23 protein-coding genes, 1 pseudogene and 1 riboswitch are annotated in these 26719 nt (G+C 73.4%); of the genes and pseudogenes, 10 read left to right on the top strand and 14 right to left on the bottom strand.

Annotation, left to right across the window (positions count from 1 at the left end):
- Nucleotides 1-35: 35 nt before the first annotated feature.
- The gene (gene cobN / locus ABD371_RS28125; protein WP_344482833.1) at nucleotides 36-3671 is read right to left on the bottom strand and encodes a cobaltochelatase subunit CobN; all 3636 of its coding nucleotides are present in this window, start codon (nucleotides 3669-3671) and stop codon (nucleotides 36-38) included.
- 54 nt (nucleotides 3672-3725) lie between these two features.
- A riboswitch (cobalamin riboswitch) is annotated at nucleotides 3726-3801 on the bottom strand.
- A gap of 114 nt (nucleotides 3802-3915) precedes the next feature.
- On the opposite strand from cobN, the gene ABD371_RS28120 reads away from it, so the two are divergent.
- The 3 genes from ABD371_RS28120 (at nucleotide 3916) to ABD371_RS28110 (ending at nucleotide 7905) form a co-directional block, all read left to right on the top strand.
- The gene (locus ABD371_RS28120) at nucleotides 3916-5433 is read left to right on the top strand and encodes a precorrin-3B synthase (protein WP_344482829.1); all 1518 of its coding nucleotides are present in this window, start codon (nucleotides 3916-3918) and stop codon (nucleotides 5431-5433) included.
- 349 nt (nucleotides 5434-5782) lie between these two features.
- On the top strand, nucleotides 5783-6409 hold the full coding sequence (locus tag ABD371_RS28115) for a precorrin-8X methylmutase (protein WP_344483069.1): 627 nt from the start codon (nucleotides 5783-5785) through the stop codon (nucleotides 6407-6409).
- Nucleotides 6406-7905, top strand: coding sequence for a precorrin-2 C(20)-methyltransferase (locus ABD371_RS28110; RefSeq protein WP_344482826.1), 1500 nt, complete (start codon nucleotides 6406-6408; stop codon nucleotides 7903-7905). The genes ABD371_RS28115 and ABD371_RS28110 overlap by 4 nt, the downstream gene beginning before the upstream one ends.
- A 105-nt stretch (nucleotides 7906-8010) precedes the next feature.
- Here ABD371_RS28110 and ABD371_RS28105 read toward each other — a convergent pair whose 3' ends face one another.
- Nucleotides 8011-8838, bottom strand: a complete 828-nt coding sequence (locus ABD371_RS28105) for a cobalt-precorrin-6A reductase (RefSeq protein WP_344483066.1) — start codon at nucleotides 8836-8838, stop codon at nucleotides 8011-8013.
- A 23-nt stretch (nucleotides 8839-8861) separates the two neighbouring features.
- Here ABD371_RS28105 and ABD371_RS28100 point away from each other — a divergent pair, with 23 nt between their 5' ends.
- The gene (locus ABD371_RS28100) at nucleotides 8862-9986 is read left to right on the top strand and encodes a cobalt-precorrin-5B (C(1))-methyltransferase (protein ID WP_344482823.1); all 1125 of its coding nucleotides are present in this window, start codon (nucleotides 8862-8864) and stop codon (nucleotides 9984-9986) included.
- Between the two features lie 39 nt (nucleotides 9987-10025).
- Here ABD371_RS28100 and cobM read toward each other — a convergent pair whose 3' ends face one another.
- The 4 genes and pseudogenes from cobM to ABD371_RS28080 form a co-directional block, all read right to left on the bottom strand.
- A complete protein-coding gene (gene cobM / locus ABD371_RS28095) occupies nucleotides 10026-10775 on the bottom strand; it encodes a precorrin-4 C(11)-methyltransferase (protein WP_344482820.1) in 750 nt (249 codons plus the stop codon).
- On the bottom strand, nucleotides 10772-12073 hold the full coding sequence (cbiE, locus tag ABD371_RS28090; RefSeq protein ID WP_344482818.1) for a precorrin-6y C5,15-methyltransferase (decarboxylating) subunit CbiE: 1302 nt from the start codon (nucleotides 12071-12073) through the stop codon (nucleotides 10772-10774). The genes cobM and cbiE overlap by 4 nt, the downstream gene beginning before the upstream one ends.
- Before the next feature lie 135 nt (nucleotides 12074-12208).
- The gene (locus ABD371_RS28085) at nucleotides 12209-12901 is read right to left on the bottom strand and encodes an SRPBCC domain-containing protein (protein ID WP_344482815.1); all 693 of its coding nucleotides are present in this window, start codon (nucleotides 12899-12901) and stop codon (nucleotides 12209-12211) included.
- Between the two features lie 39 nt (nucleotides 12902-12940).
- Nucleotides 12941-13228: pseudogene (locus ABD371_RS28080) on the bottom strand (ArsR/SmtB family transcription factor); the annotation flags it as partial.
- Nucleotides 13229-13373: 145 nt separating this feature from the next.
- Between ABD371_RS28080 and ABD371_RS28075 the strand changes: the two are divergent.
- The 3 genes from ABD371_RS28075 (at nucleotide 13374) to ABD371_RS28065 (ending at nucleotide 15207) form a co-directional block, all read left to right on the top strand.
- Nucleotides 13374-13949, top strand: a complete 576-nt coding sequence (locus tag ABD371_RS28075; protein ID WP_344482809.1) for a TerD family protein — start codon at nucleotides 13374-13376, stop codon at nucleotides 13947-13949.
- Between the two features lie 149 nt (nucleotides 13950-14098).
- The gene (locus tag ABD371_RS28070) at nucleotides 14099-14809 is read left to right on the top strand and encodes a 4'-phosphopantetheinyl transferase family protein (RefSeq protein ID WP_344482806.1); all 711 of its coding nucleotides are present in this window, start codon (nucleotides 14099-14101) and stop codon (nucleotides 14807-14809) included.
- A gap of 95 nt (nucleotides 14810-14904) precedes the next feature.
- Complete coding sequence (locus ABD371_RS28065) at nucleotides 14905-15207, top strand: DUF6191 domain-containing protein (protein ID WP_344482803.1); 303 nt, start codon at nucleotides 14905-14907, stop codon at nucleotides 15205-15207.
- A gap of 45 nt (nucleotides 15208-15252) precedes the next feature.
- Here ABD371_RS28065 and ABD371_RS28060 read toward each other — a convergent pair whose 3' ends face one another.
- On the bottom strand, nucleotides 15253-16101 hold the full coding sequence (locus ABD371_RS28060; RefSeq protein ID WP_344482800.1) for a class I SAM-dependent methyltransferase: 849 nt from the start codon (nucleotides 16099-16101) through the stop codon (nucleotides 15253-15255).
- A 91-nt stretch (nucleotides 16102-16192) separates the two neighbouring features.
- Between ABD371_RS28060 and ABD371_RS28055 the strand changes: the two genes are divergently transcribed.
- Both ABD371_RS28055 and ABD371_RS28050 read left to right on the top strand, forming a co-directional pair.
- Nucleotides 16193-18019, top strand: coding sequence for a S9 family peptidase (locus ABD371_RS28055; protein ID WP_381734974.1), 1827 nt, complete (start codon nucleotides 16193-16195; stop codon nucleotides 18017-18019).
- 27 nt (nucleotides 18020-18046) lie between these two features.
- Nucleotides 18047-18802: an SURF1 family protein gene (locus tag ABD371_RS28050; RefSeq protein WP_344482794.1), complete on the top strand. Its 756-nt coding sequence runs from the start codon at nucleotides 18047-18049 to the stop codon at nucleotides 18800-18802.
- Nucleotides 18803-18899: 97 nt separating this feature from the next.
- Here the strand turns inward: ABD371_RS28050 and ABD371_RS28045 are convergent, their stop codons facing one another.
- From ABD371_RS28045 to ABD371_RS28015, 7 genes are all read right to left on the bottom strand, one after another.
- Complete coding sequence (locus tag ABD371_RS28045) at nucleotides 18900-20321, bottom strand: hypothetical protein (protein WP_344482791.1); 1422 nt, start codon at nucleotides 20319-20321, stop codon at nucleotides 18900-18902.
- On the bottom strand, nucleotides 20318-20890 hold the full coding sequence (locus tag ABD371_RS28040; RefSeq protein ID WP_190121373.1) for a SigE family RNA polymerase sigma factor: 573 nt from the start codon (nucleotides 20888-20890) through the stop codon (nucleotides 20318-20320). Before ABD371_RS28040 ends, ABD371_RS28045 begins: the two co-directional genes overlap by 4 nt.
- 643 nt (nucleotides 20891-21533) lie before the next feature.
- Nucleotides 21534-22592 (bottom strand): aspartate-semialdehyde dehydrogenase, encoded by a 1059-nt coding sequence (locus ABD371_RS28035; RefSeq protein ID WP_344482787.1) that lies wholly within the window; start codon nucleotides 22590-22592, stop codon nucleotides 21534-21536.
- The gene (locus ABD371_RS28030; protein ID WP_344482784.1) at nucleotides 22589-23860 is read right to left on the bottom strand and encodes an aspartate kinase; all 1272 of its coding nucleotides are present in this window, start codon (nucleotides 23858-23860) and stop codon (nucleotides 22589-22591) included. Before ABD371_RS28030 ends, ABD371_RS28035 begins: the two co-directional genes overlap by 4 nt.
- A 251-nt stretch (nucleotides 23861-24111) precedes the next feature.
- The gene (locus tag ABD371_RS28025) at nucleotides 24112-24768 is read right to left on the bottom strand and encodes a DUF5063 domain-containing protein (RefSeq protein ID WP_344482781.1); all 657 of its coding nucleotides are present in this window, start codon (nucleotides 24766-24768) and stop codon (nucleotides 24112-24114) included.
- On the bottom strand, nucleotides 24761-25360 hold the full coding sequence (gene recR, locus ABD371_RS28020; protein ID WP_190120902.1) for a recombination mediator RecR: 600 nt from the start codon (nucleotides 25358-25360) through the stop codon (nucleotides 24761-24763). The genes ABD371_RS28025 and recR overlap by 8 nt, the downstream gene beginning before the upstream one ends.
- Before the next feature lie 66 nt (nucleotides 25361-25426).
- Nucleotides 25427-25762, bottom strand: coding sequence for a YbaB/EbfC family nucleoid-associated protein (locus ABD371_RS28015; RefSeq protein ID WP_344482775.1), 336 nt, complete (start codon nucleotides 25760-25762; stop codon nucleotides 25427-25429).
- Between the two features lie 306 nt (nucleotides 25763-26068).
- On the opposite strand from ABD371_RS28015, the gene ABD371_RS28010 reads away from it, so the two are divergent.
- Nucleotides 26069-26719: SLATT domain-containing protein (locus ABD371_RS28010; RefSeq protein ID WP_344482772.1), on the top strand; the 651-nt coding region annotated here is incomplete at its 3' end.

Genomic DNA, 26719 nt, shown 5'->3' with positions numbered 1-26719 from the left:
CCGAACGGCCCCCGGGGCATGCGCGGTTGGGCCGGTCAGTCGTCGGACTCCAGGTCCCCCTCGGACTCCAGATAGACCTGGCGCAGCGCCTCGAGCACGGCCGGGTCGGGCTTGGCCCACATGCCGCGCGACTCGGCCTCCAGGAGGCGTTCGGCGATGCCGTGGAGGGCCCAGGGGTTGGCCTGCTGGAGGAAGGCGCGGTTCTCCGGGTCCAGGACATAGGCCTGGGTGAGCTTGTCGTACATCCAGTCGGCGACCACACCGGTGGTGGCGTCGTAGCCGAAGAGATAGTCGACGGTGGCGGCGAGCTCGAAGGCCCCCTTGTACCCGTGGCGGCGCATCGCCTCGATCCACTTGGGGTTCACCACGCGGGCGCGGAAGACCCGGGAGGTCTCCTCGACCAGGGTGCGGGTGCGGACGGTCTCGGGGCGGGTGGAGTCCCCGATGTACGCCTCGGGGGCGGTGCCGCGCAGCGCGCGGACGGTCGCGACCATGCCGCCGTGGTACTGGAAGTAGTCGTCCGAGTCGGCGATGTCGTGCTCACGGGTGTCCGTGTTCTTGGCGGCCACCGCGATGCGCTTGTACGCCGTCTCCATCTCGGCGCGCGCGGGGCGGCCGTCCAGCTCACGGCCGTAGGCGTAGCCGCCCCAGACCGTGTAGACCTCCGCGAGGTCGGCGTCGGTGCGCCAGTCGCGGGAGTCGATCAGCTGGAGGAGTCCCGCGCCGTAGGTGCCGGGACGGGAGCCGAAGATACGGGTGGTGGCGCGGCGTTCGTCGCCGTGCTCGGCCAGGTCGGCCTGGGTGTGGGCGCGGACGAAGTTGTCCTCGGCGGGCTCCTCCAGCGAGGCGGCCAGCCGTACCGCGTCGTCCAGCAGACCGATGGTGTGCGGGAAGGCGTCGCGGAAGAAGCCGGAGATCCGGAGCGTCACATCGACGCGGGGGCGGCCGAGTTCGGCGAGCGAAACGGCTTCCAGGCCGGTGACGCGGCGGGAGGCGTCGTCCCAGACGGGGCGTACGCCCAGCAGCGCGAGGGCCTCGGCGACGTCGTCGCCGGCGGTGCGCATCGCGCTCGTACCCCACAGGGACAGACCCACGGAGGTGGGCCAGTCGCCGTTGTCGGTGCGGTAGCGCTCCAGGAGGGAGTCGGCGAGCGCCTGGCCGGTCTCCCAGGCGAGCCGGGAGGGGACGGCCTTGGGGTCGACCGAGTAGAAGTTGCGGCCGGTGGGGAGGACGTTGACCAGTCCGCGCAGCGGCGAGCCGGAGGGGCCGGCCGGGACGAAGCCGCCGTTCAGGGCGTGTACGGCGTGGTCGAGTTCGGCGGTCGTCGCGGCGAGCCTCGGGACCACTTCGCGGGCGGCGAAGGCGAGGATGGCGCGTACCTCCTCGCTCTCCCCGGCGGGCAGGGCCGCCGGGTCCCAGTCCGCGTCGTCCATCGCCTGGACCAGGGCGCGGGCGCGCTCCTCGGCCTCGTCGGCGGTGGTGCGGGTGGCGGCGGACTCGTCGAGTCCGAGGGCCTCGCGCAGACCGGGCAGGGCGGTGGTGCCGCCCCAGATCTGGCGGGCGCGCAGGATGGCGAGGACGAGATTGACCCGGTCGGCGCCGGCCGGCGGGCTGCCGAGCACATGGAGGCCGTCGCGGATCTGCATGTCCTTGATCTCGCAGAGCCAGCCGTCGACGTGGAGGAGGAAGTCGTCGAAGCCGTCGTCCTCGGGCCGGTCCTTGAGGCCCAGGTCGTGATCGAGCTTCGCGGCCTGGATCAGGGTCCAGATCTGGGCGCGGATCGCGGGCAGCTTCGCCGGGTCCATGGAGGAGATCTGGGCGTACTCGTCCAGCAGCTGTTCGAGCCGGGCGATGTCGCCGTAGGAGTCGGCGCGCGCCATCGGCGGCACCAGGTGGTCGATGAGGGTGGCGTGGGTGCGGCGCTTGGCCTGGGTGCCCTCGCCCGGGTCGTTGACCAGGAAGGGGTAGATCAGCGGGAGGTCGCCGAGGGCGGCGTCGGGGCCGCAGGCGGCGGAGAGGCCGGCGTTCTTGCCGGGCAGCCACTCCAGGTTGCCGTGCTTGCCGAGGTGGACCATGGCGTCCGCGCCGAAGCCGCCGTCGGCCTGGCCGGCGGCTATCCAGCGGTAGGCGGCGAGGTAGTGGTGCGAGGGCGGGAGATCGGGATCGTGGTAGATCGCGATGGGGTTCTCGCCGAAGCCGCGCGGCGGCTGGATGAGGATGAGGAGATTGCCCCGGCGCAGGGCGGCGAGGACGATGTCGCCCTCGGGGTTGGCGCTGCGGTCGACGAACATCTCGCCGGGCGGCGGGCCCCAGTGCTCCTCGACCTGCTCGCGCAGCTCGGCGGGGAGGGTGGCGTACCAGCGCCGGTAGTCGGCGGCGGGGATGCGGACCGGGTTGCGGGCGAGCTGCTCCTCGGTCAGCCAGTCCTGGTCGTGGCCGCCGGCCTCGATCAGGGCCCGGATCAGCTCGTCGCCGTCGCCCGAGATCAGGCCCGGGATCTCTTCCGCCGGGCCGAAGTCGTACCCCTCGGCGCGCAGCCGGCGCAGCAGCGCGACGGCGCTGGCGGGGGTGTCGAGACCGACCGCGTTGCCGATGCGGGAGTGCTTGGTCGGGTACGCGGAGAGGACCAGCGCCAGCCGCTTCTCGGCCGCCGGGATGTGGCGCAGCCGCGCGTGGCGGACGGCGATCCCGGCGACGCGGGCGGCGCGCTCGGGGTCGGCGACATAGGCGGGCAGTCCGTCCTCGTCGATCTCCTTGAAGGAGAACGGAACGGTGATCAGCCGGCCGTCGAACTCGGGGACGGCGATCTGGCTGGCCGCGTCCAGCGGGGAGACGCCCTCGTCGTTCTCCTCCCAGGCGGAGCGCGAGCCGGTGAGGCAGAGCGCCTGGAGGATGGGGACGTCCAGGCCGGTGAGCGCGCCCGCGTCCCAGGACTCGTCGTCGCCGCCGGCGGAGGCCTCGGCGGGCTTGGTGCCGCCGGCCGCGAGCACGGTGGTCACGATCGCGCCGGCCGGGCGCAGGGCCTCGATCAGCTCGGCCTCGGGGGCGCGCAGGGAGGCGACGTACAGGGGCAGGGCGCGGGCGCCCGCGTCCTCGATCGCCGAGCAGAGGGCGTCGACGAAGGCGGTGTTGCCGCTCATGTGGTGGGCGCGGTAGTAGAGGACCGCGATCGTCGGCGCGGCGTCGTCCGTCACCCGGGCGGTGCGCTCCAGGGGGCCCCAGGTGGGGGCGGGGGCCGGCGGCTCGAAGCCGTGGCCGGTGAGGAGCACGGTGTCGGAGAGGAAGCGCGCGAGCTGTTCGAGGTTGGCCGGGCCGCCGTGGGCGAGATAGGCGTGCGCCTCGGCCGCGAGGCCGACGGGGACCGTGGAGGCCTCCATCAGCTGCGCGTCGGGGGCCTGTTCGCCGGTGAGGACGACCACCGGGAGCCCGCTGGCGAGGAGCTGGTCCAGCCCCTCCTGCCAGGCGCGCACTCCGCCCAGCAGACGGACGACGACCAGGCCCGCGCCGTCGAGCAGCGCGGGGAGGTCCTCCAGGGGCAGCCGGGAGGGGTTGGCGAAACGGTACGCCACCGGGCCGGCGGCGGCCCGGGCACTGAGCAGATCGGTGTCGGAGGTCGACAGGAGCAGAATCTCGGGGGCGTACGGGGGTCGGTCCCCGGCGGACTGATGCATGCGGCGTCTGGCCTTCCTCGGGGTTTCCGCGCCCCGGGCGGTGTCGGACGGCGGGAGTTCCTGACTCGCCCGGCCTGGCGGGCCGGGCTCACAGTGGCGGGACCGCGCCGGAATCTCACCGGGCTTCCTCCCCTGTCGCCGTCGCCGGCGATGACGGACCGGATGATCCGCTCCCCCGTATCGTAAGGGGCGCGCATTCCGTATGGGACCTACGATTTGAGTGATTATCGGTATGCTCGCGGCCATGCCCACCGCCCCCACCGGCCCACCGGCCGGGACCGTGTCCCCCTCGGACCGTTCCGCTTCCGGCTCCGGCGACGGGGGGCCCTCGGCGGCCGGAGGCGATGCCTGTCCCGGCGCGCTGCGGCTCCACACGGCGGACGACGGCGCGCTGGCGCGGGTCCGTGTCCCCGGCGGAGTGCTGACGAGCCGGCAGGCGAAGGCGCTGGCCGGGGCGGCCGAACGGCTCGGCGACGGAGTGCTGCATCTCACGTCGCGCGGGAACGTACAGCTGCGCGGCCTGGGCGCCGGCTGCGGCCAGGAGCTGGCCACGCTGCTCGACACGGCCGGGCTGCTTCCCTCGCGCGGCCACGAACGCGTCCGCAATGTCCTCGCCTCCCCGCTGTCCGGCCTCGACGGCCGGGGCGCGGGGGACGTAGGCCCCTGGCTGCGGGCCCTGGACGGGCTGCTGTGCGCCAGCGACGCGGCGCGCGGACTCTCGGGCCGGTTCCTCTTCGCCCTGGACGACGGGCGCGGCGACGTCGCCGCGCTCGGCGCGGACGTGACGCTGACGGCGGTCCCCGGGGGCGGGGCGCTGCTGCGCCTGGGCACGGAGGCCGGTACGGGGGCGCTCACCGTGCCGGGCGGGTCGGCGGCGCTCGCCGCGCTGACGGCGGCGGAGGTCTTCCTCGACGCGGCTGCCGCCGTGCCGGAAGGGTGGGGACGGGTCTGGCGGGTGGGCGATCTTCCCGGGACGGCCTCCGACGCACTCCTTCCCGAGCTGGTGTCCCGGCTGGCGCGACGGGGCGTCGGGGTTTCGCGGGGCGCGGCGGCCTCTTCGGACGTGCCGGACTTTTCGGGTTCTCCGGACGGGCCGTCGGCCGGTGTCGTCGCCGGGCCCCGGCCGGGCGCGCCCGCCGCGCTCTCGGTCCTCGCCCCGCTGGGGCGTCTGTCCGCCGCCCAGTGGCGGCTGCTGGCCGAGTGCGCCCGTACGGAAGGCGGCGACGAGCTGCGGCTGACCCCCTGGCGCGGCGTCGTCGTCCCCGGCGTCCCCGCCGCGCGGGCCGCCGAACGGCTCGCCGCCCTCGCCGCGACCGGCCTGATCACCGGGGACGCCTCCCCCTGGCACGGCGTCGGCGCGTGCATCGGCCGCCCGGGCTGCGCCAAATCCCTGGCGGACGTCCGGGCGGACGCGGCGGACGCGCTCGTCCACAGCGGTACGGACGACGGCGGTACGGACGACAGCGGTACGGGCGACAGCGGTACGGGCGACAGCGGTACGGACGACAGCGGTACGGACGGCTCGCCCGCGCTGCTGCCCGTCCACTGGTCCGGCTGCGAGCGGCGCTGCGGGCGTCCGCCCGGGGACCGGGTCGACGTGGTCGCCGCGCCGGAGGGGTACCGGGTGTCCGTGGTCCGCGCCGGGCGGCCGGACCCGGCCGTGACCCCGCCGCCCGGAAGCCCCGCCGGCCTCGCCGCCGCCGTCGCGTCGGCCCGCTCGCGCACCGCGCCGAAGGCCCCGGCCCCGGCTCCGGCTCCGTGACGACAGCGACACTGTTTCCCGGCGCGGAGTCCGCCGAACGGAAGCCGGAACCGCCGGGCGGACGAATCGCACGGGCAGCGGCGTGCACGACCGCCGCGAGCCGCCCGGAAGGTCTCCGGCCGGCCTCGCGGGCTACGGTCGGGGCGGGCGGGGTCGCACGGGCGCGGCCGGCCGGCGCCGTACACCCGCACGTACACACGTACTCGTATGCGTACTCGTACGCGCGGTCCGGCACCCCTCCGCACCCCCGCCCGCACCGCACCGCCACCATTGCGGTGGCACCTCCACACCGGCCGGGTCCGCGACCCGGCCGTCCGACGTCCCCATGAACGAGAGCGGCGAGAGCACAGTGTTCGACTACGAGAAGGACGGCGCGGCCATCTACCGCCAGTCCTTTGCCACCATCCGGGCGGAAGCGGACCTCACGGGTCTGCCCGCCGACGTCAGCCAGGTCGCGGTCCGGATGATCCACGCCTGCGGGATGGTCGATCTCGTGCGCGACCTCTCCTACAGCCCCGAGGTCGTGTCCCGGGCCCGGGCCGCGCTGCGCGCGGGCGCGCCGATCCTCTGCGATGTGGCCATGGTCGCGAGCGGGGTGACCCGCAAGCGGCTCCCGGCCGGCAACGAGGTCGTGTGCACGCTCTCCGACCCGTCCGTACCGGCCCTGGCGGCCGAACTCGGCACCACGCGCAGCGCCGCCGCGCTGGAGCTGTGGCGCGACCGCCTCGACGGCGCGGTCGTGGCCGTCGGCAACGCCCCCACCGCCCTCTTCCGGCTGCTGGAGATGATCGCCGACGGCGCACCTCGCCCGGCCGCCGTCATCGGCGTCCCCGTAGGCTTCATCGGCGCCGCCGAGTCCAAGGACGCCCTCGCCGAGCACCCGCTCGGCCTCGACCACCTGGTCGTCCGGGGGCGGCGCGGCGGCAGCGCCATGGCGGCGGCCGCTCTGAACGCGATCGCGAGCGAGGAAGAATGAGCGGCACCACCACCGGCCGGCTGTACGGAGTCGGGCTCGGCCCCGGCGACCCGTCGCTGATGACCGTACGCGCCGTGGAGATCATCGCCGAGGCGGATGTGATCGCGTACCACAGCGCCCGGCACGGGCGGTCCATCGCCCGCTCCATCGCGGCGAAGCACATCCGCGCGGACCACCTCGAAGAGGCGCTGGTCTACCCCGTCACCACCGAGACCACCGAGCACCCGGGCGGCTACCGGGGCGCGATGGAGGAGTTCTACGCCGAGGCCGCCGCCCGGCTCGCCGTCCACCTCGACGCGGGGCGCACGGTGGCGGTGCTGGCCGAGGGCGACCCGCTCTTCTACGGCTCGTACATGCACATGCACAAGCGGCTCGCGGACCGCTACGAGACCGAGGTCGTCCCCGGTGTCACCTCCGTCAGCGCGGCGGCCGCCCGCCTCGGCGCACCGCTCGCCGAGGGCGAGGAGGTGCTGACGATCCTGCCGGGCACCCTGCCCGAGGAGGAGCTGACCGCCCGGCTGGCCGCCACCGACGTCGCGGTGGTGATGAAGCTGGGGCGTACGTTCCCCAAGGTGCGCCGCGCCCTGGAGCGCGCCGGGCGGCTGGACGAGGCCCGCTATGTCGAGCGCGCCACCATGGCCGGTGAGCGCACCGCCGAACTGGCCGGGGTGGACCCGGACTCGGTCCCGTACTTCGCGGTGGCCGTGCTGCCGAGCCGGGTCGACGCCGCCCCCGCCGTGCGCGAGCGCGGCGAGGTCGTGGTCGTCGGCACCGGTCCCGCCGGGCCGCTCTGGCTGACGCCGGAGAGCCGGGGCGCGCTGGCCTCCGCCGACGACCTCGTCGGCTACACGACCTATCTCGACCGGGTGCCCGAGCGGAGCGGCCAGCGGCGGCACGGCTCGGACAACAAGGTCGAGTCGGAGCGCGCCGAGTTCGCCCTCGACCTGGCCCGGCGCGGCCGTCGCGTCGCGGTGGTGTCCGGCGGCGACCCCGGGGTGTTCGCGATGGCCACCGCCGTCCTGGAGGCCGCCGCGCAGCCGGAGTACGCGGACGTCCCCGTACGGGTGCTCCCCGGCGTGACGGCCGCGAACGCCGCCGCCGCGGCGGCGGGCGCGCCGCTCGGCCACGACTACGCCACCATCTCCCTCTCCGACCGGCTCAAGCCCTGGGAGGTCATCGCCGAACGCCTGCGCGCCGCCGCCTCGGCCGATCTGGTCCTCGCCCTCTACAACCCGGGCTCCCGCAGCCGCACCTGGCAGGTGGCCAAGGCCCGCGACCTGCTCCTCGAATTCCGCTCCCCGGAGACCCCCGTGGTCGTCGGCCGCGACATCGGCGGCCCGGAGCAGAGCGTCCGCACCGTCCCCCTCGGCGAGCTGAACCCCGACGAGGTCGACATGCGCACCATCCTCCTCATCGGCTCCTCCCAAACCCGCACCACCCCCCGCCCCTCCGGCTCCCACATAACCTGGACCCCCCGCCGCTACCCGGAGAACTGACCAGGCCCGATTCCCGCCCCGGGCCGCACCCACCGGCCCGGGCGGAGCCCAGGGGGAGTTCGAGGACGGACCCCGAGTCCTCGGGCCCCGCACCTGCCAGGTACGTCAATTCAGCCCGTCCGGGGGTCCCCCCGGGCGGAGCCCAGGGGGAGATTGAGGACGGACCCGAGCCCCCAGGGCCCGCACCCCGGCAAGCCGAGCCACCCACTCCACCGCCCCCTCCGGGTCCCCCACCACCCGCACCCCCTCCGGCCCCCCCGGCCTCCTCACCACCACCACCGGCACCCCCGCCTCCCGCGCCGCCACCAGCTTCGGCGCGGTCGCCGCGCCCCCGCTGTCCTTCGTCACCAGCACATCCACCCGGTGCCGCGCGAGCAGCTCCCGCTCCCCCTCCAGGGTGAACGGCCCCCGGTCGAGCAGCACCTCCATCCGCGCCGGGCGCGGCCCCTGCGGCGGGTCGACGGACCGCATCAGGAACCAGACCCCGTCGCAGCCGGCGAAGGCCGCCAGTCCCATCCGCCCGGTGGTGAGGAAGGCCCGTCGCCCCAGGTCCGGCAGGATCGCGGCAGCCTCCTCCAGGGAGCCCACCGGATGCCAGTCGCCGCCGGCGGCGGGCTCCGCGTCGACCCACCCGGGCCGCCGGAGCGCGAGCAGGGGAACATGGGCGGTGGCGGCGGCCCCGGCCGCGTTGAAACTGATCGTGCTCGCGAAGGGATGGGTGGCGTCGATGAGCAGCCCCACCCCGTGCTCGCGCAGCCACCGGGCGAGCCCCTCGGCCCCGCCGAACCCGCCGACGCGGACCTCCCCCGGCGGCAGCCTGGGCGCGGCGACCCGCCCGGCGAGCGAGCTGGTGACCCGGAGCCCGGGGACACCGTGGAGCAGCTCGGCGGTCCGGCGGGCCTCGGTCGTCCCCCCGAGGATCAACACATGCACAGGCACGGAGTACGGACCCCTTAATGATCAGTGAGGCGAAAGGCGGGCGCGGCGCCCAACTCAAGCACACCGGGCTGCGCCCCGGCTGGACGACCGGGGCCTGTGCGACCGCGGCGGCCACCGCCGCGTACACCGCGCTGCTGACCAGGAGTTTTCCCGATCCGGTGACGATCACGCTGCCCAAGGGGCAGACGCCGTCGTTCGCGCTGGCCAAGGAGGAGCTGACGGCGGACGGACGCGCCATGGCGGCGGTGGTGAAGGACGCGGGGGACGATCCGGACGTCACTCACGGAGCGCTGGTGCGCGCGACGGTACGGGTGCTCCCGGCCGGGTCCGGGGTGGTCTTCCGGGCGGGCCCCGGCGTGGGCACGGTCACGCTGCCGGGGCTGCCGCTGGAGGTCGGGGAGCCCGCGATCAACCCGGTGCCCCGGCAGATGATGCGCGAGCACATGGCGCTGGTCGCGAAGGCCCACGGCGGGGGCGGCGATGTGGAGATCACGGTCTCCGTCGACCACGGCGAGGAGATCGCCCGTTCCACGTGGAACCCCCGGCTGGGGATCCTGGGCGGGCTGTCGATCCTGGGGACGACCGGGGTGGTCGTGCCGTACTCCTGCTCGGCGTGGATCGACTCGATCCGGCGCGGGGTGGATGTGGCGCTGGCGGCCGGGCACTCCCATCTGGCGGCGTGCACCGGTTCGACCTCGGAGAAGACGGTGGTGGCCGAGTACGGGCTGCCGGAGATCGCGCTGCTGGACATGGGGGACTTCGCGGGCGCGGTGCTGAAGTACGTACGCCGTCATCCGGTGGGGCGGCTCACGGTCTGCGGCGGGTTCGCGAAGCTGTCGAAGCTGGCCGCAGGGCATCTGGATCTGCACTCGGCCCGCTCCCAGGTGGACAAGGGCTTCCTCGCCGAACTGGCCCGGCGCGGCGGCGCGGACCCGGCGCTGGCCGAGGAGATCGCCGTGGCCAACACCGGGCTCGCGGCGCTTCAGCTGTGCGCGGCGGCGGGGGTGCCGCTGGGCGATCTGGTGGCGGTGGCGGCGCGCGACGAGGCGCTGTCCGTGCTGCGCGGCGCGCCGGTCGCCGTCGATGTGATCTGCATCGACCGGGCCGGGACGGTGGTGGGGCGCGCCGCGCCCGCGCGCTGACGGTTCGGCGGTTCGGCGCGGCTCAGCACCGGCGGTGGCTCAGCACTGGTGCCGGTCGCGCTCCGGGGAGTAGAGGTGGCTGTCCCGGAACCCCTCCGCGCCGAGGGTGCGGCCGACGATGATGACGGCGGTACGGACGATTCCGGCGGCCTTCACCTGGTCGGCGATGTCGGCGAGGGTGCCGCGCAGGATCAGCTCGTCGGGGCGGCTGGCGAGGGCGACCACGGCGGCGGGGCAGTCCGCGCCGTAGTGCGGCAGCAGTTCCTCGACCACCCGGTCCGCGTAGCGGGCGGCCAGATGCAGCACGATCAGCGCGCCGCTGCGGCCGAGGGTGGCCAGGTCCTCGCCCTCGGGCATCGCGGTGGCGCGGTGGGCGATCCGGGTGAGGATGACCGTCTGGCCGACGGTGGGCACGGTCAGCTCCCGCTTGAGGGCTGCGGCGGCGGCGGCGAAGGCGGGGACGCCGGGCACCACCTCGTACGGCACCCCGGCGGCGTCGAGCCGGCGCATCTGCTCGGCGACCGCGCTGAAGACGGAGGGGTCGCCGGAGTGCAGCCGGGCCACGTCGTGGCCCTCTCGGTGGGCGCGGACCAGCTCTTCGGTGATCGCGTCGAGGTCGAGGTGCGCGGTGTCCACGAGCCGGGCGTCCGGGGGGCACTCGGCGAGCAGTTCGCGCGGCACCAGGCTGCCCGCGTACAGACAGACCCGGCAGTCGGCGAGGGTCCGGGCGCCCCGCACGGTGATCAGGTCGGCGGCGCCGGGGCCGGCGCCGATGAAGTACACGGTCATCTGTCGTCTCCTGCTGAGTGGGCGGCGGGCTCCCGGAGCCCGTCCGGGTGGTGCGGGTGCTTCACGGCCGCGAGCTTCACGACGGCCCATTGGGTGACCGGCATCGCCTGCCGCCACCCGGTGAATGTGCCGACGGGCACGGCGTGCGCCACCGCGAGCCGGATCAGCTCGCCGCCGTAGTGCCGGTAGCGGTCGGCCAGCAGCGCCTCGGACTCCAGGGTCACGGTGTTGGCGACCAGCCGGCCGCCCGCCGGGAGCGCCTCCCAGCAGGCGTCGAGCAGCCCCGGGGCGGTGAGTCCGCCGCCGATGAACACCGCGTCGGGGACGGGCAGCCCGGCGAGCGCGGCGGGCGCGGGGCCGGTGACGACGCGCAGCCCGGGGACGCCGAGCCGGTCCGCGTTGACGGCGATGCGCCCGGCGCGCACCGGGTCCCGCTCGACGGTGACCGCCCGGCAGGAGGGGTGCGTACGCATCCATTCGACCGCGATGGACCCGGATCCGCCGCCGATGTCCCAGAGCAGTTCGCCGGGCGCGGGCGCGAGCGCGCCGAGGGTGGCGGCGCGGACATGGCGCTTGGTGAGCTGGCCGTCGTGTTCGTACGCCGCGTCCGGCAGTCCGGGCACGGCCCCCAGCCGCAGGGCGTCCGGGGCGCGGCGGCACTCGACGGCGACGATGTTGAGCGGGTCGCCGGGCGGGTGGGGCCAGTCGTCGGCGGTGCCTTCGGCGGTGTGCTCGCGGGCCCCGCCGAGCTGTTCGAGCACCTGTATCCGGCTCGGTCCGAAGCCCCGCGCGCGCAGCAGGGCGGCGACCTCCGCCGGGGTGCCGGCCCCGGCGCTCAGCACCAGGAGCCGCCGGCCCTCGTGGAGGGCGGCGGCGAGCCGGGCCGAGGGGCGGCCGACGAGGGTGACGACCTCGGCGTCCTCCAGCGGCCAGCCGAGGCGGGCGGCGGCCAGCGAGACGGACGAGGGGTGCGGCAGGACCCGTACGGCGGCGGGGCCCAGCTCTTCGGCGAGGGCCCGGCCGATGCCGTAGTGCATGGGGTCGCCGCTGGCCAGGACGGCGACGCGGCGGCCGGCGTGGGCGGCGAGGAGGGCGGGGACGGCGGGGCGCAGCGGCGACGGCCAGGGGACGCGTACGCCGGTGCAGCGCTCCGGGAGCAGCTCCAGCTGGCGCGCGCCCCCGATCAGCACCTCGGCGTTGGCGAGCGCCGTGCGCGAGCCGTCGGGGAGGCCGGACCATCCGTCGGCCCCGATACCGACCACGGTGACGGCCGGCGGGGTGGAAGGTGCGGAGGTCACTGCCTGGTACCTCGGGTGTTCGTGGGCGTTGCGGGGGACGGAGGCGCACTTTACTGGCCGTGCGCCCCTGCTCGCGCCCCCGGCCCGGGGCCCGGCTCCCGCCCCGGCCCGCCGCCCCGTTCCGCGCCCCGGACCTCAGGCGGTCTCGGCGCTGTCCTCCGGCGGCCCGGGCGGGGCGTAGAAGGCGGTCGTCTCGCGGGCCGCCGAGGCGGCGACGTCCTCGGGCGCGCCCGAGGCGCGGTGCGCCGCGCCCCACCGCTCGGCGCTGCGGGCGATGAACTCCCTCGCCTCGTCGGAGACCTGCCACGCCGCCGGGTCCCCGACCGGGCGGCCGAGCAGATGCAGATCGAGCCCGAGCAGCGCCAGATCCCAGCCGACGCCGACCGCGCCGGGCCCGAACCGGTCCCACATCCCGGGCGGCACGACGGCGATGTGCTCCAGCTCGAAGGCGGTCCTTCCCCCGTCCTCCGGTTCGGGGGCCAGCCGCAGCTCGACCTCGCCGAAGCCGGGGCTCTCGCCGAACAGCCAGCTCACCCGGAGCAGCCGGGGCGGCTCGCAGTCCAGGATCTCGCCGCCCGCGTTGCCCTCCAGCCGGTAGTGGCCGCCGGGCCGGAGGTCGCCGCCGAGCGGGAGGAACCAGCGGCCGACCCGCTCGGGGTCGGTGCAGGCCCGCCAGACCGTCTCCGGCGGGGCGTCGAAGGCGCGCGCCAGCAGGACGGTGCGGACCTCCTCGCCCGCGGGGCCCTCGGTGTCCTCGGGTGCGCCCGCCGGGGGGCGGGTGCCGACCTCGCGGCGGACGTCGTCAATCCGGTCGGCGATCTCACTCATGTCTGTCCCTCGCTCGCTCTTCCTGTCCCCCCGGGTCTACTCCCAGCGGTTCCGGAACCCCGCCAGCCAGAGATCGGCCTCGCGCAGCGGCGCGGCCTCGACGGCGTAGAGCCGGCGGGCCCCCTCGGCCCGCACGGAGGCGCACCCGCTCTCCCGCAGCACGCGCAGATGCTGCGAGACGGCGGGCTGCGATATCCCGAACTCCGACCGGATCACCGCGGCGACCGCGCCCGACGGCTGCTCGCCCTCGGCGAGCAGCTCCAATATCCGGCGTCGTACCGGATCGCCCAGCACAGCGAAAACATCGAATACCTGCACGAATCCCACTATGCGGCGGTCACTTATATAAGTCAAAACTTATCCATCTGTGGTGCGGGACGGGAACTGAGGGGGTAGGTCGCTCGTTGGCTCGGTTGGGCACAGCAAACGTCAAGAAAGGCGCGGCCCGCGCCGGATTGCGCAGGGGATTTCCATGGGTGTCAGCCTGTCCAAGGGCGGCAATGTCTCGCTCAGCAAGGAGGCCCCGGGCCTGTCTGCGGTAATCGTGGGCCTGGGCTGGGACGTACGGAGCACCACCGGCACCGACTTCGACCTCGACGCCAGCGCCCTGCTGGTGGACGCGGCCGGCAAGGTGCTCTCCGACCAGCACTTCATCTTCTTCAACAACCTGAAGAGCCCCGAGGGCTCCGTCGAGCACACCGGTGACAACCTCACCGGCGCCGGCGAGGGCGACGACGAGCAGATCAAGGTCAATCTGGCGGCCGTCCCCGCCGAGGCCGCGAAGATCGTCTTCCCGGTCTCGATCCACGAGGGCGAGAGCCGCGGCCAGTCCTTCGGCCAGGTGCGCAACGCGTTCATCCGCGTGGTCAACCAGGCCGGCGGGGCCGAGCTGGCCCGCTACGACCTGAGCGAGGACGCCTCGACCGAGACCGCCATGGTCTTCGGCGAGCTGTACCGCAATGGCGCGGAGTGGAAGTTCCGCGCCGTCGGCCAGGGCTACGCCTCGGGCCTGCGCGGCATCGCGCAGGACTTCGGCGTCAACATCTGAGCCGACACCACCGTGCGATGACATCCGGTGTCCGGAGCGCAGGCCCTTGCGCCCGGACACCGGATGCCCGTACTCATGGATCCGGCGCGCCCTCGCGGCGCGCCGGATTCGTACGCCCCGGACCGACGGAGCCCGAGGAGAAGGCACGCATGGCGACGACCGAGCACTCCGCCGAACCCGCCGGGGGTCCCCCGGCGACCTCGCCGCCTTCGCCGCTCTCGCCGCCTCCCGGCGTGGAACGGCTCTGGCTGGGCCGGGTGCCCGCCCTCGCGGCCGAGGCCCTGGCCCATCGGCGGCTGCTCGACGGCGCGGAGTCGGCCCGTCTCGACGCCTTCCTCCGGCCCGTCGACCGCGACGCCTACGCGGTCGCCCATGTCGCCCTGCGCCGTCTGCTCGGCGAGCGGCTCGGCCTGCCGCCCGAGGCGGTCGCCCTGACCCGTAAGCCGTGCACCCAGTGCGGCGGCCCGCACGGCCGCCCCGCGATATCCGGGGACCCGGTGCACTTCTCCCTCTCCCACACCCAGGGCCTGGTGCTGATCGCGCTGGCCCCGGTCCCGGTCGGGGCCGATGTCGAGAATCTGCCCTCCGCCACGACGGTCGACGAGATCGCGGGCGAACTCCACCCGGGCGAGCGCGCCGAACTGGCGGAACTGCCGGCCGGGGAGCGGCCCCTCGCCTTCGCCCGCTGCTGGACACGGAAGGAAGCGGTGCTGAAGGCGTCCGGCGTGGGGCTCAACGAGGATCTGGCCCGCACCCATGTCGGCGCGGGCCCCCGCCCGGTCCAGGTGGCGGGCTGGCGGCTCAGCGACGTACCGGTCGATCCCGGCTACGCGGCGGCCGTGGCCGTCGCCGCCCCCTGATCTCCCCCGCGCCTCCCCGAGTCCGCCCCCGGCACACCCCGGCACACCCCGGCACACCCCGGCACGCCCCGACTTCCGCACTGGAGACCGACGCCATGGAGTTTGTAGTCTTCGCGACCCTTCCCGGGCTGGTGATCCTGCTCGTGGTCATAGCCTTCGGCGATCAGCTGCTGCGGGCGACCGGTCGCGGCAAGCGGCGGGGCCAGGTCTCCGCGACCGGCTTCGAGCAGCTGCACGCGACCTTCTCGGCGGGCAAGCAGAACGAGCTGAAGGAGCGCCGGAGCGCGCTGCTGATGAAGGACGACGAGGAGGACGGCGCACCGCCGCACCGCTCCACCGTCGATCTGGACGGCGGCCGTGCGGTGGTACGCCTCCCCAGCCCTCCGAAGGCCTCCTGAGCCCCGCCCGAGCGCCGCGCCGGGCCCGGCCGGGGTCCCCGGCGGTCAGAGGGGCCGGGTCGCCTTGAGCGAGTACATGAGCGGGATCTTCGGCTTCTCCGCCGGGAAGCGGTAGTAGCCGTCGTCGGCCGTGACGAAGTTGTCGAAGCGCGGGAAGAGCGAGACGTCGTGCTCGTGCAGGAACTCCAGCCGCAGCCCGGTGGCGCAGATCGCGCTGACGACGTCGCCGATCGGGTGCTGCCACTCCACGCTCCGGGTGTGGACCAGCTTGGCGTCCGAGTCCGTGTAGGTGTCGGTCTCGTCCTCGATCCACGGCTCGCGCGAGAAGTAGTCGTGAACCACGTGCGAGCCCGTCCCGTCGTCGAGGACGTCGGTGATCGGGTGGAACTCGGCGAGATAGAGGAATCCGCCGGGCGCGACGAGCGAGGCTGCGGTCTCGGCCCAGCTCCGGATGTCCGGGAGCCAGCTCAGCGCGCCGGTGCCGGTGTAGACGATGTCGTACACGGGGTCGGGGACGGCCTCCCGCGCGTCGTACACGTCGGCGGCGACGAACGCGGCGCGGTCCGGCCCCATGCCCAGGTCCGTCGCCAGCCCGCGCGCGGCCTCCACCGCCGGCTCCGAGAAGTCGAGACCCACCACCCGCTTCGCCCCGCGCCGGGCCCAGGCGAGCGTGTCCTGTCCGAAGTGGCACTGAAGGTGCAGCAGGGTACGGCCGGTCACCTCGCCGACCTCGGCCACCTCGAAGTCGCGCAGCACCTCCTTGCCCGCGCGGAAGGCGTCCAGATCGTAGAAGTCACTGGCGACATGGATGGGGACACGTCCGTCCCAGTTGGAGCGGTTGGCCTCGCGCCAGCCGTCGGGAAGTCCGGAATTCGAAGAGGTGGGCGTATGCATGCGTACGAAGTTATCCACAGGCTGAGGGCGACGCGAACGAATTGTCCGGCACCCGGCGCAGAATGGGGTCATGACTGAGATCACTGACCCGATGCCCGACTGGGAGAAGCGCTTCCGCGCACCGCGCGTCTCCCTCCCCGACTGGGCGGTGGACGCGCCCGACCGCTCCCTCTTCGTGTCGAACGCCACCGGGACCTACGAGCTGTACGCGTGGGACCGGGCCACCGGCGGACAGCGGCAGGTCACCGACCGGCCGAGCGGCACGACCGACGGAGTGCTGTCGCCGGACGGCTCATCGGTCTGGTGGTTCTCCGACAGCGACGGCGACGAGTTCGGGATATGGCTGCGGCAGCCCTTCGAGGGCGGGGAGGATGTGCCGGCCGCGCCCGGTCTCGCGCCCTCCTACTCGGCGGGGCTGGCCGTCGGGCGGCACGGCGCGTCGGTGGTCGGCCGCTCCACCGACGAGGAGGGCACCACCGTCCATGTGGTGCGCGAGGGGGCCGAGCCGGTCGAGATCTACCGGCACCGGGAGTCGGCCGGGGTCGGCGATCTGTCCCACGACGGGACGCTGATCGCGATCGAGCACACCGAGCACGGCGACGCGATGCACGCGGCCCTGCGGGTGGTGCGGCTCGACGGCTCCCCGGTGGCCGAGCTGGACGACACGGAGGGCGGCACCCGGGAGCTCGGTCTCGAGGTGCTCGGTTTCGCCCCGGTGGAGGGGGACACCCGGCTGCTCGTGGGCCATCAGCGGCGGGGCCGCTGGGAGCCGATGATCTGGGACGTGGCCTCCGGGGAGCAGACCGATCTCGCGATCGACCTGCCGGGCGACGTCAACGCGGAGTGGTACCCGGACGGATCCGGTCTGCTGGTCGCGCACAGCTTCGAGGCGCGCGGCGAGCTGTGGCGGTACGACCTGGCCTCGGGCGGGTTGACACGGATCGAGACCCCGGCCGGGTCGGTCTCGGGGGCCACGGCCCGGCCGTCGGGCGAGGTCGAGTATCTGTGGTCCTCGGCCGCGCTGCCGCCGCAGGTGCGCTCCACCGCGGGCGGGACCGTCCTCGACCCGCCGGGGCTCAGGGCCCCGGAGTCGGTGCCGGTGGAGGACGTGTGGGTCGAGGGGCCCGGCGGCCGGGTGCACGCGCTGGTGCAGCGCCCCGCGGGGACCGAGGGCCCGCTGCCCACGGTCTTCGACATCCACGGCGGCCCGACCTGGCACGACAGCGACGCCTTCGCGGCCGGCCCGGCGGCCTGGGTCGACCACGGCTTCGCGGTCGTCCGGGTCAACTACCGGGGCTCCACGGGCTACGGCAGGGCGTGGACGGACGCGCTGAAGCACCGCGTCGGGCTGATCGAGCTGGAGGACATCGCGGCCGTCCGCGACTGGGCGGTGAAGTCGGGGCTCGCCGACCCCGAGCGGCTGATCCTGGCCGGCGGTTCCTGGGGCGGCTATCTGACCCTGCTCGGTCTCGGCACCCAGCCCGGGTCCTGGGCGCTGGGGCTCGCCGCGGTGCCGGTCGCCGACTATGTGACGGCCTACCACGACGAGATGGAGGCCCTGAAGTCGATGGACCGCACCCTGCTCGGCGGCACCCCCGAAGAGGTGCCCGAGCGGTACGAGGCCTCCTCCCCGCTGACCTATGTGGACGCGGTGCGCGCCCCGGTCTACATCTCGGCGGGCGTCAACGACCCGCGCTGCCCGATCCGCCAGGTGGAGAACTACGTGGACCGGCTGGCGGCGCGCGGCGCGGCCCACGAGGTGTACCGGTACGACGCGGGACACGGCTCACTGGTGGTGGAGGAGCGGATCAAGCAGCTCAGGATGGAGATCGACTTCGTCACCGCCCGGCTGGCCGGGGCCGGACCGGCGGGCCGGACAGCCCTCGAAGGCGCGACCGAGGGGGGCGGACCTCGGTAGCCGAAGCCCGTTCCGTACCGTGGAGGGGTGTACCGCTTCCTGCTGACGCCCCGGTGGTGGGGCATCAATGTCTTCGTCGTGCTGGCGATCCCCTTCTGTCTCTTCATGGGGACCTGGCAGCTCGGCAAGTTCGAGGAACGGGTGGACACCCACAAGGAGGCCGAGCGGGAGCCCTCCCCCGATGAGCGGGGCACGGTGCCGCTGGAGGAGCTGCTGCCGGTCGACAAGAAGACCTCCGGCCGGCCCGCCGAGGCCACCGGGGTGTACGGCGAGCAGTTCCGGGTGCCCGACCGGTCGGTGAAGGGCGAGCGCGGCGACTATGTGCTGACGCTGCTGAGGACCGACGGCGGGAAGACGCTTCCGGTGGTCCGGGGCTGGGTCGCCCAGGGCGCTCCCGCTCCGGCCCCTCCCGCCGGCGAGGTCACGGTCACCGGCTGGCTCCAGGCCTCGGAGAACATGGGGACGGACGGCGTCCACACGGCCGGCGGGCTGCCCGCCGGCCAGCTGGGGATGATCAGCGCCGCCTCGCTGGTGAACCTGGTGCCGGACGACGTCTACGACGCCTGGATCACCCTGACGGAGGCCGACGGCTCGATGGGGGCGGTGCCCGCCGCCGTCGCCGAGGGCAACGGGCTGGACATGAAGGCGTTCCAGAACCTGGGGTACACCGGCGAGTGGTTCGTCTTCGCGGCGTTCGTGCTCTTCATGTGGTTCCGCCTGGTGCGCCGAGAGGCGGAGGCGATCCGCGACCGTGAGCTGGGGCTGGAGCCCGAGTCGGTCTGATCCGCCCCCACCCGCCCCACCGCACGCCCCGGCCCCGCCGCTCTCTCAGCGGCGGGGCCGGTGTCATGACCAGGGGGCGGGGCGGATGCCCGGTTCTCTATCCCGCGCTCAGCAGGCCGGTCTGGTAGACCGTCCCCGCGCAGGCGTTGGGGATGGCCGCCTGGGCCGTCGGCGCGCCCGGATCGGCGACATGGGTCACCGAGATGCTGCCGTCCTGGAGGCCGCCGTCCTCGGTGAGGAGCTGGGCCGAGACTTCCCCGGGGGTCGAGCCTCCGGTGCCCTCGGTCGCTCCGGTCCCGTCGTCCGTGGGGGTCGGAGCCGGGGACTCGCCGCCGTCCGTGGCCGGGCAGGTCTCACTCGGCACCCAGGCGAAGCGCACCTCGTACGACTGGGTCGGCTCCAGCAGCAGCGAATCGGCCTCCAGCGACGGATCGGGCAGACCGGTCGCTGGGCCGTCCGCCGTGTGCCGGACCACGCTCACCTTGGCCGGGTCGGCCGCGCCCAGCGTCTGGACGCCGACCGCGCCGCCGCCGACCGAGCAGGCGTCGCCGGAGACGTTGGAGACACGGAAGACCCCGTACACCTTGCCCTCGGCATCCGGGAGACCGGCTTCCTGCACGGCGACGGAGAGGCGGGCGGCATCGCAGACCAGCGCGTCGGCCGGGGCCTCGCCCGGGGGCCCGGCCGACGCGTCGCCACCGCCGGTGGAGCCGCCGCCTCCGGTGTTCTTGCCCGGACGGGTGCCCGGGGACTCGCTCGGCCGGTCCTTCTCCTCGCGGTCCTTGGGCTTCTGGGGCTTTCCGGTGGGGGAGCTGCTCGCCCGGGCCGCCTTCTCCTTGGCCTCCTTCTCCCGCTCCTTCTGCTTCTCGGCCTCGGTCCCGGGACCGCCCTGGATGTTGTCGTTCCCGATCGCGACGGGGCCGGTCTTGTCGCCGCCGGACGGGTTCGACACATGCACGAAGGCGGGGATCGCCGTGCCCAGCAGCAGCGCCGCCGCGGCCACCCCGATCAGCGCCTGCCTCTTACGGGCCCGGCGCGCGGGCACCGCCTTGCGCAGATGGTCGAGAGCGCCTTCGGAGGGCGCGAGCTCGTCCACCGCGCCGTGGAACAGCCGCCGCAGGGCCAGCTCGTCCGTGCCGTCGCCCGGGGTTCCGCCCTTGAGCAGCGCGCCGAGGTCCAGCCCCTCGGTCGGCGGCTCGGCCGACCGCTCGGGCCCGGCCGCCTTCTCGGCTCCGGCCCGCTTCTCCGTACCGCCGGACCTCTCCGCACCGCCGGACTTCTCCGCACCGACGCCGGATTCCTTCACCGCGCCACCGGTCGCACCGGTCGCGGTGCCGGGTTCCTCGGCCTCGCGGGCCCGTTCCCCGGCCTGTTCCCGGGTCACGTCGTCGGCCTCGCCGCCGTCGTGCCCGGCGTCCGGCCCGTTGCCCGGCCCGTTGTTCGCCATCTTGTTCCCAGTCCGGTCGTCAAACGGCCCGTCCGGCCCGTGCGGCTCAAAGTTGTTCTTGTCGGCGCTCATGCCGAGGCCTCCATGGAGACGCGCAGCGCCGCTATGCCCCGGGAGCCGTACGCCTTCACCGAGCCGAGGGATATGCCGAGCGTCTCGGCGACCTGGGCCTCGGTCATGTCGGCGAAGTACCGCAGCACGAGCACCTCGCGCTGGCGGCGCTGGAGCTTGCGCATGGCCTTGATCAGCGCGTCGCGCTCCAGCTGGTCGTACGCGCCCTCTTCGGCGCTCGCCATGTCCGGCATGGGCTTGGAGAGCAGCTTGAGCCCGAGGATGCGGCGGCGCAGCGCGGACCGGGAGAGGTTGACCACGGTCTGCCGCAGATAGGCGAGGGTCTTCTCCGGGTCGCGGACGCGGTTGCGCGCCGAGTGGACGCGGATGAAGGCCTCCTGCACCACGTCCTCGCAGGAGGCGGTGTCGTCGAGGAGGAGGGCGGCGAGGCCGAGCAGCGACCGGTAGTGGGCGCGGTAGGTCTCGGTGAGGTGGTCGACGGTGGTGCCGGCGGCGGCCGTGTCCGTGCCCTCGCGCTGGGAGGGGATCCGGGTGGTGCGGGGCGTGGGCATCGGAGCGATCACCGGCATGCCGCCCGACGGCCGGCGTCCGCGCCCCGGGCGCGCGAGAGCGCCGCGTGCGCCCGTCGCGGTGCCGGCGCCGTCCGCCGTGCCGCGGTCACCGCGGGCCGGTGCCACTGAACTCCCGCGTGCCGATGCGCCGCGGACCGGGACCGCTGTGCCGCTCCGGAGCAGGCGCATCGGCGCGCTGCTGCGGACCGGGACCACCCCTGCGATGTCGAGTACGTCTGCCACAACTGTTGGACACGCTTCCCCCCGTCAGGGTTGTACGCGTACGCCACCGTCTTTGACGGAGTTTTATTTGCCCTCATGCGTACTCGCTTTTCCCCAATGCCCCATTTTTTACGGCACCGTATTGAGGTGACCGCGAAGACGCCTCACACCCGGCCGCTGGTTGCAGGCCCGGGGGAACGAATTCCTGGCCGCCCCACACTCAGGGCCAAATGGTACAGATCTTCGATCTGTCCACAGGCTTCCCCTGGGGCGTTCACAGATCCTACAAACCGCCGCTGACACCGCATCCACCGCAGGCCATGAGAAAGCCTGGTCAGGGCGGACCGGGACGGGATCGATCAAGGATCAACAGCCAGGAATCCGACCGGAAACCACGGACAAGACGCCAGACAACAGACATCTGACACCAGGGTTGATATCACCGGGAGAATTCGGCGGCGATCGCTTCCGCGATCTGCGCGGAATTCAGCGCGGACCCCTTGCGGAGGTTGTCGCCGCAGACGAAAAGCTCCAGCGCGCACGGATCGTCCAGCGCCCGCCGCACCCGGCCCACCCAGGTCGGATCCGTGCCCACCACATCGGCGGGGGTGGGAAAGCCGCCCGCGGCGGGATCGTCGTAGAGCACCACACCGGGGGAGGTCGCCAGGATCTCGTGCGCCCGCTCCACCGTGACCTCGCGCTCGAACCGGGCGTGGACCGTGAGCGAGTGGGCGGTGAGGACCGGCACCCGGACACAGGTCGCCGCCACCCGCAGCGCGGGCAGATCCAGGATCCTGCGGGTCTCCTCGCGCAGCCCCAGCTCCTCGGACGACCAGCCGTCGTCCGCCGGCACGCCCGCCCAGGGCATCACATTGAGCGCGAGCGGGGCGGCGAACGGCCCGAGTCCGGCCTCGCCCACGGCCCGGCGCACATCGCCGGGCGTCGAGCCCAGCTCCGTACCCGCGACCAGCGACAGCTGGGACCGCAGCGCGGCCACCGCGTCCCTGCCCTCGCCGCTGACGGCCTGGTAGGAGGAGACGACCAGCTCCCGCAGACCGAACTCGGCGTGCAGCGCGCCCACCGCGGGGATCATCGCGAGGGTGGTGTCGTGCGGGCTCGCCACGATGCCGCGCGGACGGATCCGCGCGGCATGGGGGTTGACCTCGGGGACGACCAGCGGCACTTCCGGATCGAGCCGGAAGGCGGCCGAGTTGTCCACAACCACCGTGCCCCGGGCGACGGCGACCGGCGCCCATCGCGCGGACACCTCGGCGGGCACCAGGAAGAGGGCCACATCGACCCCGTCGAGCGCCTCCTCGCTCAGCGCGAGCACCTCGCACTCCTCGCCGCGCACGGCCAGCACCCGGCCGGCCGAGCGCGGCGAGGCGAGAAGGCGTATCTCGCCCCAGACGTTCTCGTGCTGGGAGAGGATCTCCAGCATCACCGCGCCGACGGCTCCGGTCGCCCCGACGACCGCGAGCGCCGGCTTGCGGGTCATCGCCCGGTGCCTCCGTAGACGACGGCCTCGTCGCTGTCGCTGTCCAGGCCGAAGGCGGTGTGCACGGCGCGCACGGCCTCGTTCACGTCGTCGGCGCGGGTGACCACGGAGATACGGATCTCGGAGGTGGAGATCAGCTCGATGTTCACCCCCGCGTCGGAGAGCGCCTCGAAGAAGGAGGCGGTGACCCCGGGGTTGGTCTTCATCCCCGCGCCGACCAGCGAGATCTTGCCGATCTGGTCGTCGTAGCGCAGCGAGTCGAAGCCGATCGCGCCCTTCGCCTTCTCCAGCGCGTCGATCGCCTTGGCGCCGTCCGTCTTCGGAAGGGTGAAGGAGATGTCGGTGAGGGCCGTGGCCGCCGCCGACACATTCTGGACGACCATGTCGATGTTGATCTCGGCATCGGCGATGGTACGGAAGATCGCCGCGGCCTCGCCCGGCTTGTCGGGCACCCCGACGACCGTGACCTTGGCCTCGGAGACGTCGTGGGCGACTCCGGAGATGATGGCGTGCTCCACCTGCTGGTCTCCCTGCGGCTGGTTGCTGACCCAGGTGCCGCGCAGTCCGGAGAAGGACGAGCGGACATGGATCGGAATGTTGTATCGGCGGGCGTACTCGACGCAGCGGTGGAGCAGCACCTTGGACCCCGAAGCGGCGAGCTCCAGCATGTCCTCGAAGGCGATCCACTCCATCTTCCGGGCCTTGGAGACCACCCGGGGGTCGGCGGTGAAGACGCCGTCCACATCGGTGTAGATCTCACAGACCTCGGCGTCCAGCGCGGCGGCGAGGGCGACGGCGGTGGTGTCGGAGCCGCCCCGGCCGAGCGTGGTGATGTCCTTCTTGTCCTGGGACACGCCCTGGAAGCCCGCGACGATGGCGATATTGCCCTCGTCCAGCGCGGTACGGATCCGCCCGGGCGTCACATCGATGATGCGCGCCTTGTTGTGGACCGAGTCGGTGATGACGCCGGCCTGGCTGCCCGTGAAGGACTGGGCCTCGTGGCCCAGGTTTTTGATCGCCATGGCCAGCAGCGCCATGGAGATGCGCTCCCCGGCGGTCAGCAGCATGTCGAACTCACGCCCGGCAGGGATCGGGGACACCTGCCCGGCCAGATCGATCAGCTCGTCCGTCGTGTCGCCCATCGCGGAGACCACGACGACGACCTGATGGCCGTCCTTCTTGGCATCCACGATCCGCTTGGCGACGCGCTTGATGCCCTCGGCATCGGCAACGGAGGAACCCCCGTACTTCTGCACGACAAGGCCCACGTGCGCTCCTCGCTCGGTTTCTCCACCACAGCCATGTACTGCGGTCGGCTCAGTCTAACGAGCGGTCCGTCCCGATCCCGGGGCAGTCACATCGTGAGACACGTTGCTCAGGGAGTGATCACGAACCTTGCTCGGAGCGACTACTGCCCAGGCGGCGGCGGTGTACGCCGGGTTGTGCGGCGGCTCACACGAGTGCGCCCGCCGCCCCGGACCCCCGGGGCGGCGGGCGCACTCGTCGAGCGGGGGGCGGCTCAGCCGGTACGCAGGCCCAGCGGGCCCGCGATCTCCTCGGCCATCACCTTGCCGGCCTCCTCCGCCAGCGCGTCCTCGGCGAGGTCCTCGTCCGTGTCCAGCCCGTCCAGCTCCTGGAGCGGCTGGTCGAGACGGACATGGGCGACCAGCGACTGAAGGGCGCGCAGGGTCGCGGACGCGGTCGGACCCCAGTTGGAGAAGTACGAGAACTGCCACCACCACAGCGCCTCGGTGGTCCGGCCGGCCCGGTAGTGGGCGAGGCCGTGCCGCAGATCGGTGACGATGTCGGCGAGATTGTCGGAGACGCGGAACGCGACGGGGGCCTTGCGCGGCTCGTACGGGTCGAAGACCTCGGAGAACACGTCCACCGGGTCGAGCAGCACCGCGAACCGCTCGCGCAGATCGTCCACGTCCGGCTCCGGGCCGGTGTCCGGCTCGTACCTCTCGTCCGGAAGGATGTCCTCGTGCGCGCCCAGCCGGCCGCCGGTCAGCAGCAGCTGGGAGACCTCCAGCAACAGGAAGGGCACCGCGCTGTCGGGCTCGTCGCCCCTGGCGACCTCTGTGGTCGCGACGATGAAGGACTCGATCGAATCCGCGATCTGGACCGCGAAATCGGCGGGGTCCTGATGTGTCGCGTGCAGCATGACATCAGACATCGAGAAGTCGTCTCCCCTCGAAGGCACGCCCCAGCGTGACCTCGTCGGCGTATTCCAAGTCTCCCCCCACGGGCAGACCGCTGGCCAGCCGAGTGACCCGGAGGCCCATCGGCTTGATCATGCGTGCCAGATACGTGGCGGTGGCCTCGCCCTCCAGATTGGGGTCCGTGGCGAGGATCAGCTCGGTCACCGTCCCGTCCGCGAGACGGGCCAGCAGCTCACGAATCCGCAGATCATCGGGGCCCACGCCCTCGATGGGGCTGATCGCCCCGCCGAGCACGTGGTAGCGGCCCCGGAACTCCCGGGTCCGCTCAATCGCGACGACGTCCTTGGACTCCTCCACCACACAGATGACGGAGAGGTCCCGGCGCTGGTCGCGGCAGATGTTGCACAGCTCCTGCTGAGCGACGTTGCCGCAGACCGCGCAGAACCGGACCTTGTCCTTCACTTCCAGCAGGGCGTGGGCCAGCCGGCGGACGTCGGTGGGCTCCGACTGGAGGATGTGGAAGGCGATCCGCTGCGCGCTCTTGGGACCGACGCCGGGCAGCCTGCCCAGTTCGTCGATGAGGTCCTGAACCACGCCTTCGTACAACGGACTGCCTCTTCCTCTGCTCGTACAGCCCCTACGGCTCGTACGGTAGTTGTTCCTGCCCCCGCTTTAGAAGGGCAGACCCGGCATCCCGCCCAGTCCCTGGGCGAGCGGCCCCATCTTCTGCTGCTGCAACTGCTGCGCGTTCTCCGTCGCGGCCTGGACGGCGGCCACCACGAGGTCGGCGAGAGTCTCGGTGTCCTCGGGGTCGACCGCCTTCGGGTCGATCACCAGGGCGCGCAGCTCCCCGGCGCCGGTCACCGTGGCCCGGACGAGACCGCCGCCGGCCTGGCCGTCCACCTCGGTACGGGCCAGCTCCTCCTGGGCACGGGCGAGATCCTGCTGCATCTTCTGGGCCTGCTGGAGAAGCTGCTGCATATTGGGCTGGCCACCACCGGGGATCACGGTCACTCCTGTGCACTTCGACGACGGTTGTTCGGTATGCCGAGCCTACGTGGTGCCCGAGCGGCTCGCCGAACCCCGCGACGGCACCTCTTTCGAGTGAGTATCGTGCGGGTCCTCTACCTGATCACCGCCCGGGTGTGGTCGGAAATATTGGGGTTTCCGCCTCATGAGCCACCGTTCGGCGGTAGGAAAGGGCTTGCGCGACAGCATGCGTGCCATACACAAGCACACCCCGCGTCACCATCACGGTCACACAGAGTCGTACCCCCTTCGTCCATCCGTCACGTCGTTCAGAGGAGTGCCCCGGTGAGCCAGCCGGAGATGCAGCCCGGGGGGCCCGCCCGGGAGGAGCGCGGCGAGACGCCGCGCGGTGATCTGACCGGAAGGCCCTTCCCGCTCGGCGACTGGGGCGAGCCCGCCGAGCGCCTCGACGAGCTGTTCCGATGGGTCGAGTCCGGCGCGCTGCGCACCGTGGAGTGGTACCTGCGGGACCGCGTCTGGAAGCGCCGCACCGGCCGCGTCCTCCGCTCCGTCGCCGCCGCCGGCTTCGTCGCCGGGGCCGCCCTCCCCCTGACCGACCTGATCGGCGCGCTGCCCGGGGCCGCCGGCTGGGGCTATCTCGCCCTGCTCCTCGGAGCCGCCTGCCTCGCCTGCGACCGCTACTTCGGCGTCACCTCCGGCTGGATGCGCAACGTCGCCACCGCGCAGGCCGTACAGCGCCGGCTCCAGGCCCTTCAGTTCGACTGGGCCTCGGAGAGCGTCCGCGAGGTCCTCGGCCCCACCGAGGGCACCGCCTCCGAGGCCGCCGAGCGCTGCCTCGGAGTGCTCCGCAGATTCTCCGAGGACATCACCGACCTCGTCCGCACGGAAACCGCCGACTGGATGCGCGAATTCGCCGGGACCCCGCCCCCGCTCGCCCTCCACTCCACCCCCCTCCCCTCCCCCACCCGCCCCACC

Origin of the sequence: Streptomyces amakusaensis, assembly GCF_039532665.1 — a bacterium.
GTDB classification, from domain to species: Bacteria; Actinomycetota; Actinomycetes; order Streptomycetales; family Streptomycetaceae; genus Streptomyces; species Streptomyces amakusaensis.
This window is presented reverse-complemented; position numbering and strand designations above follow the sequence as displayed.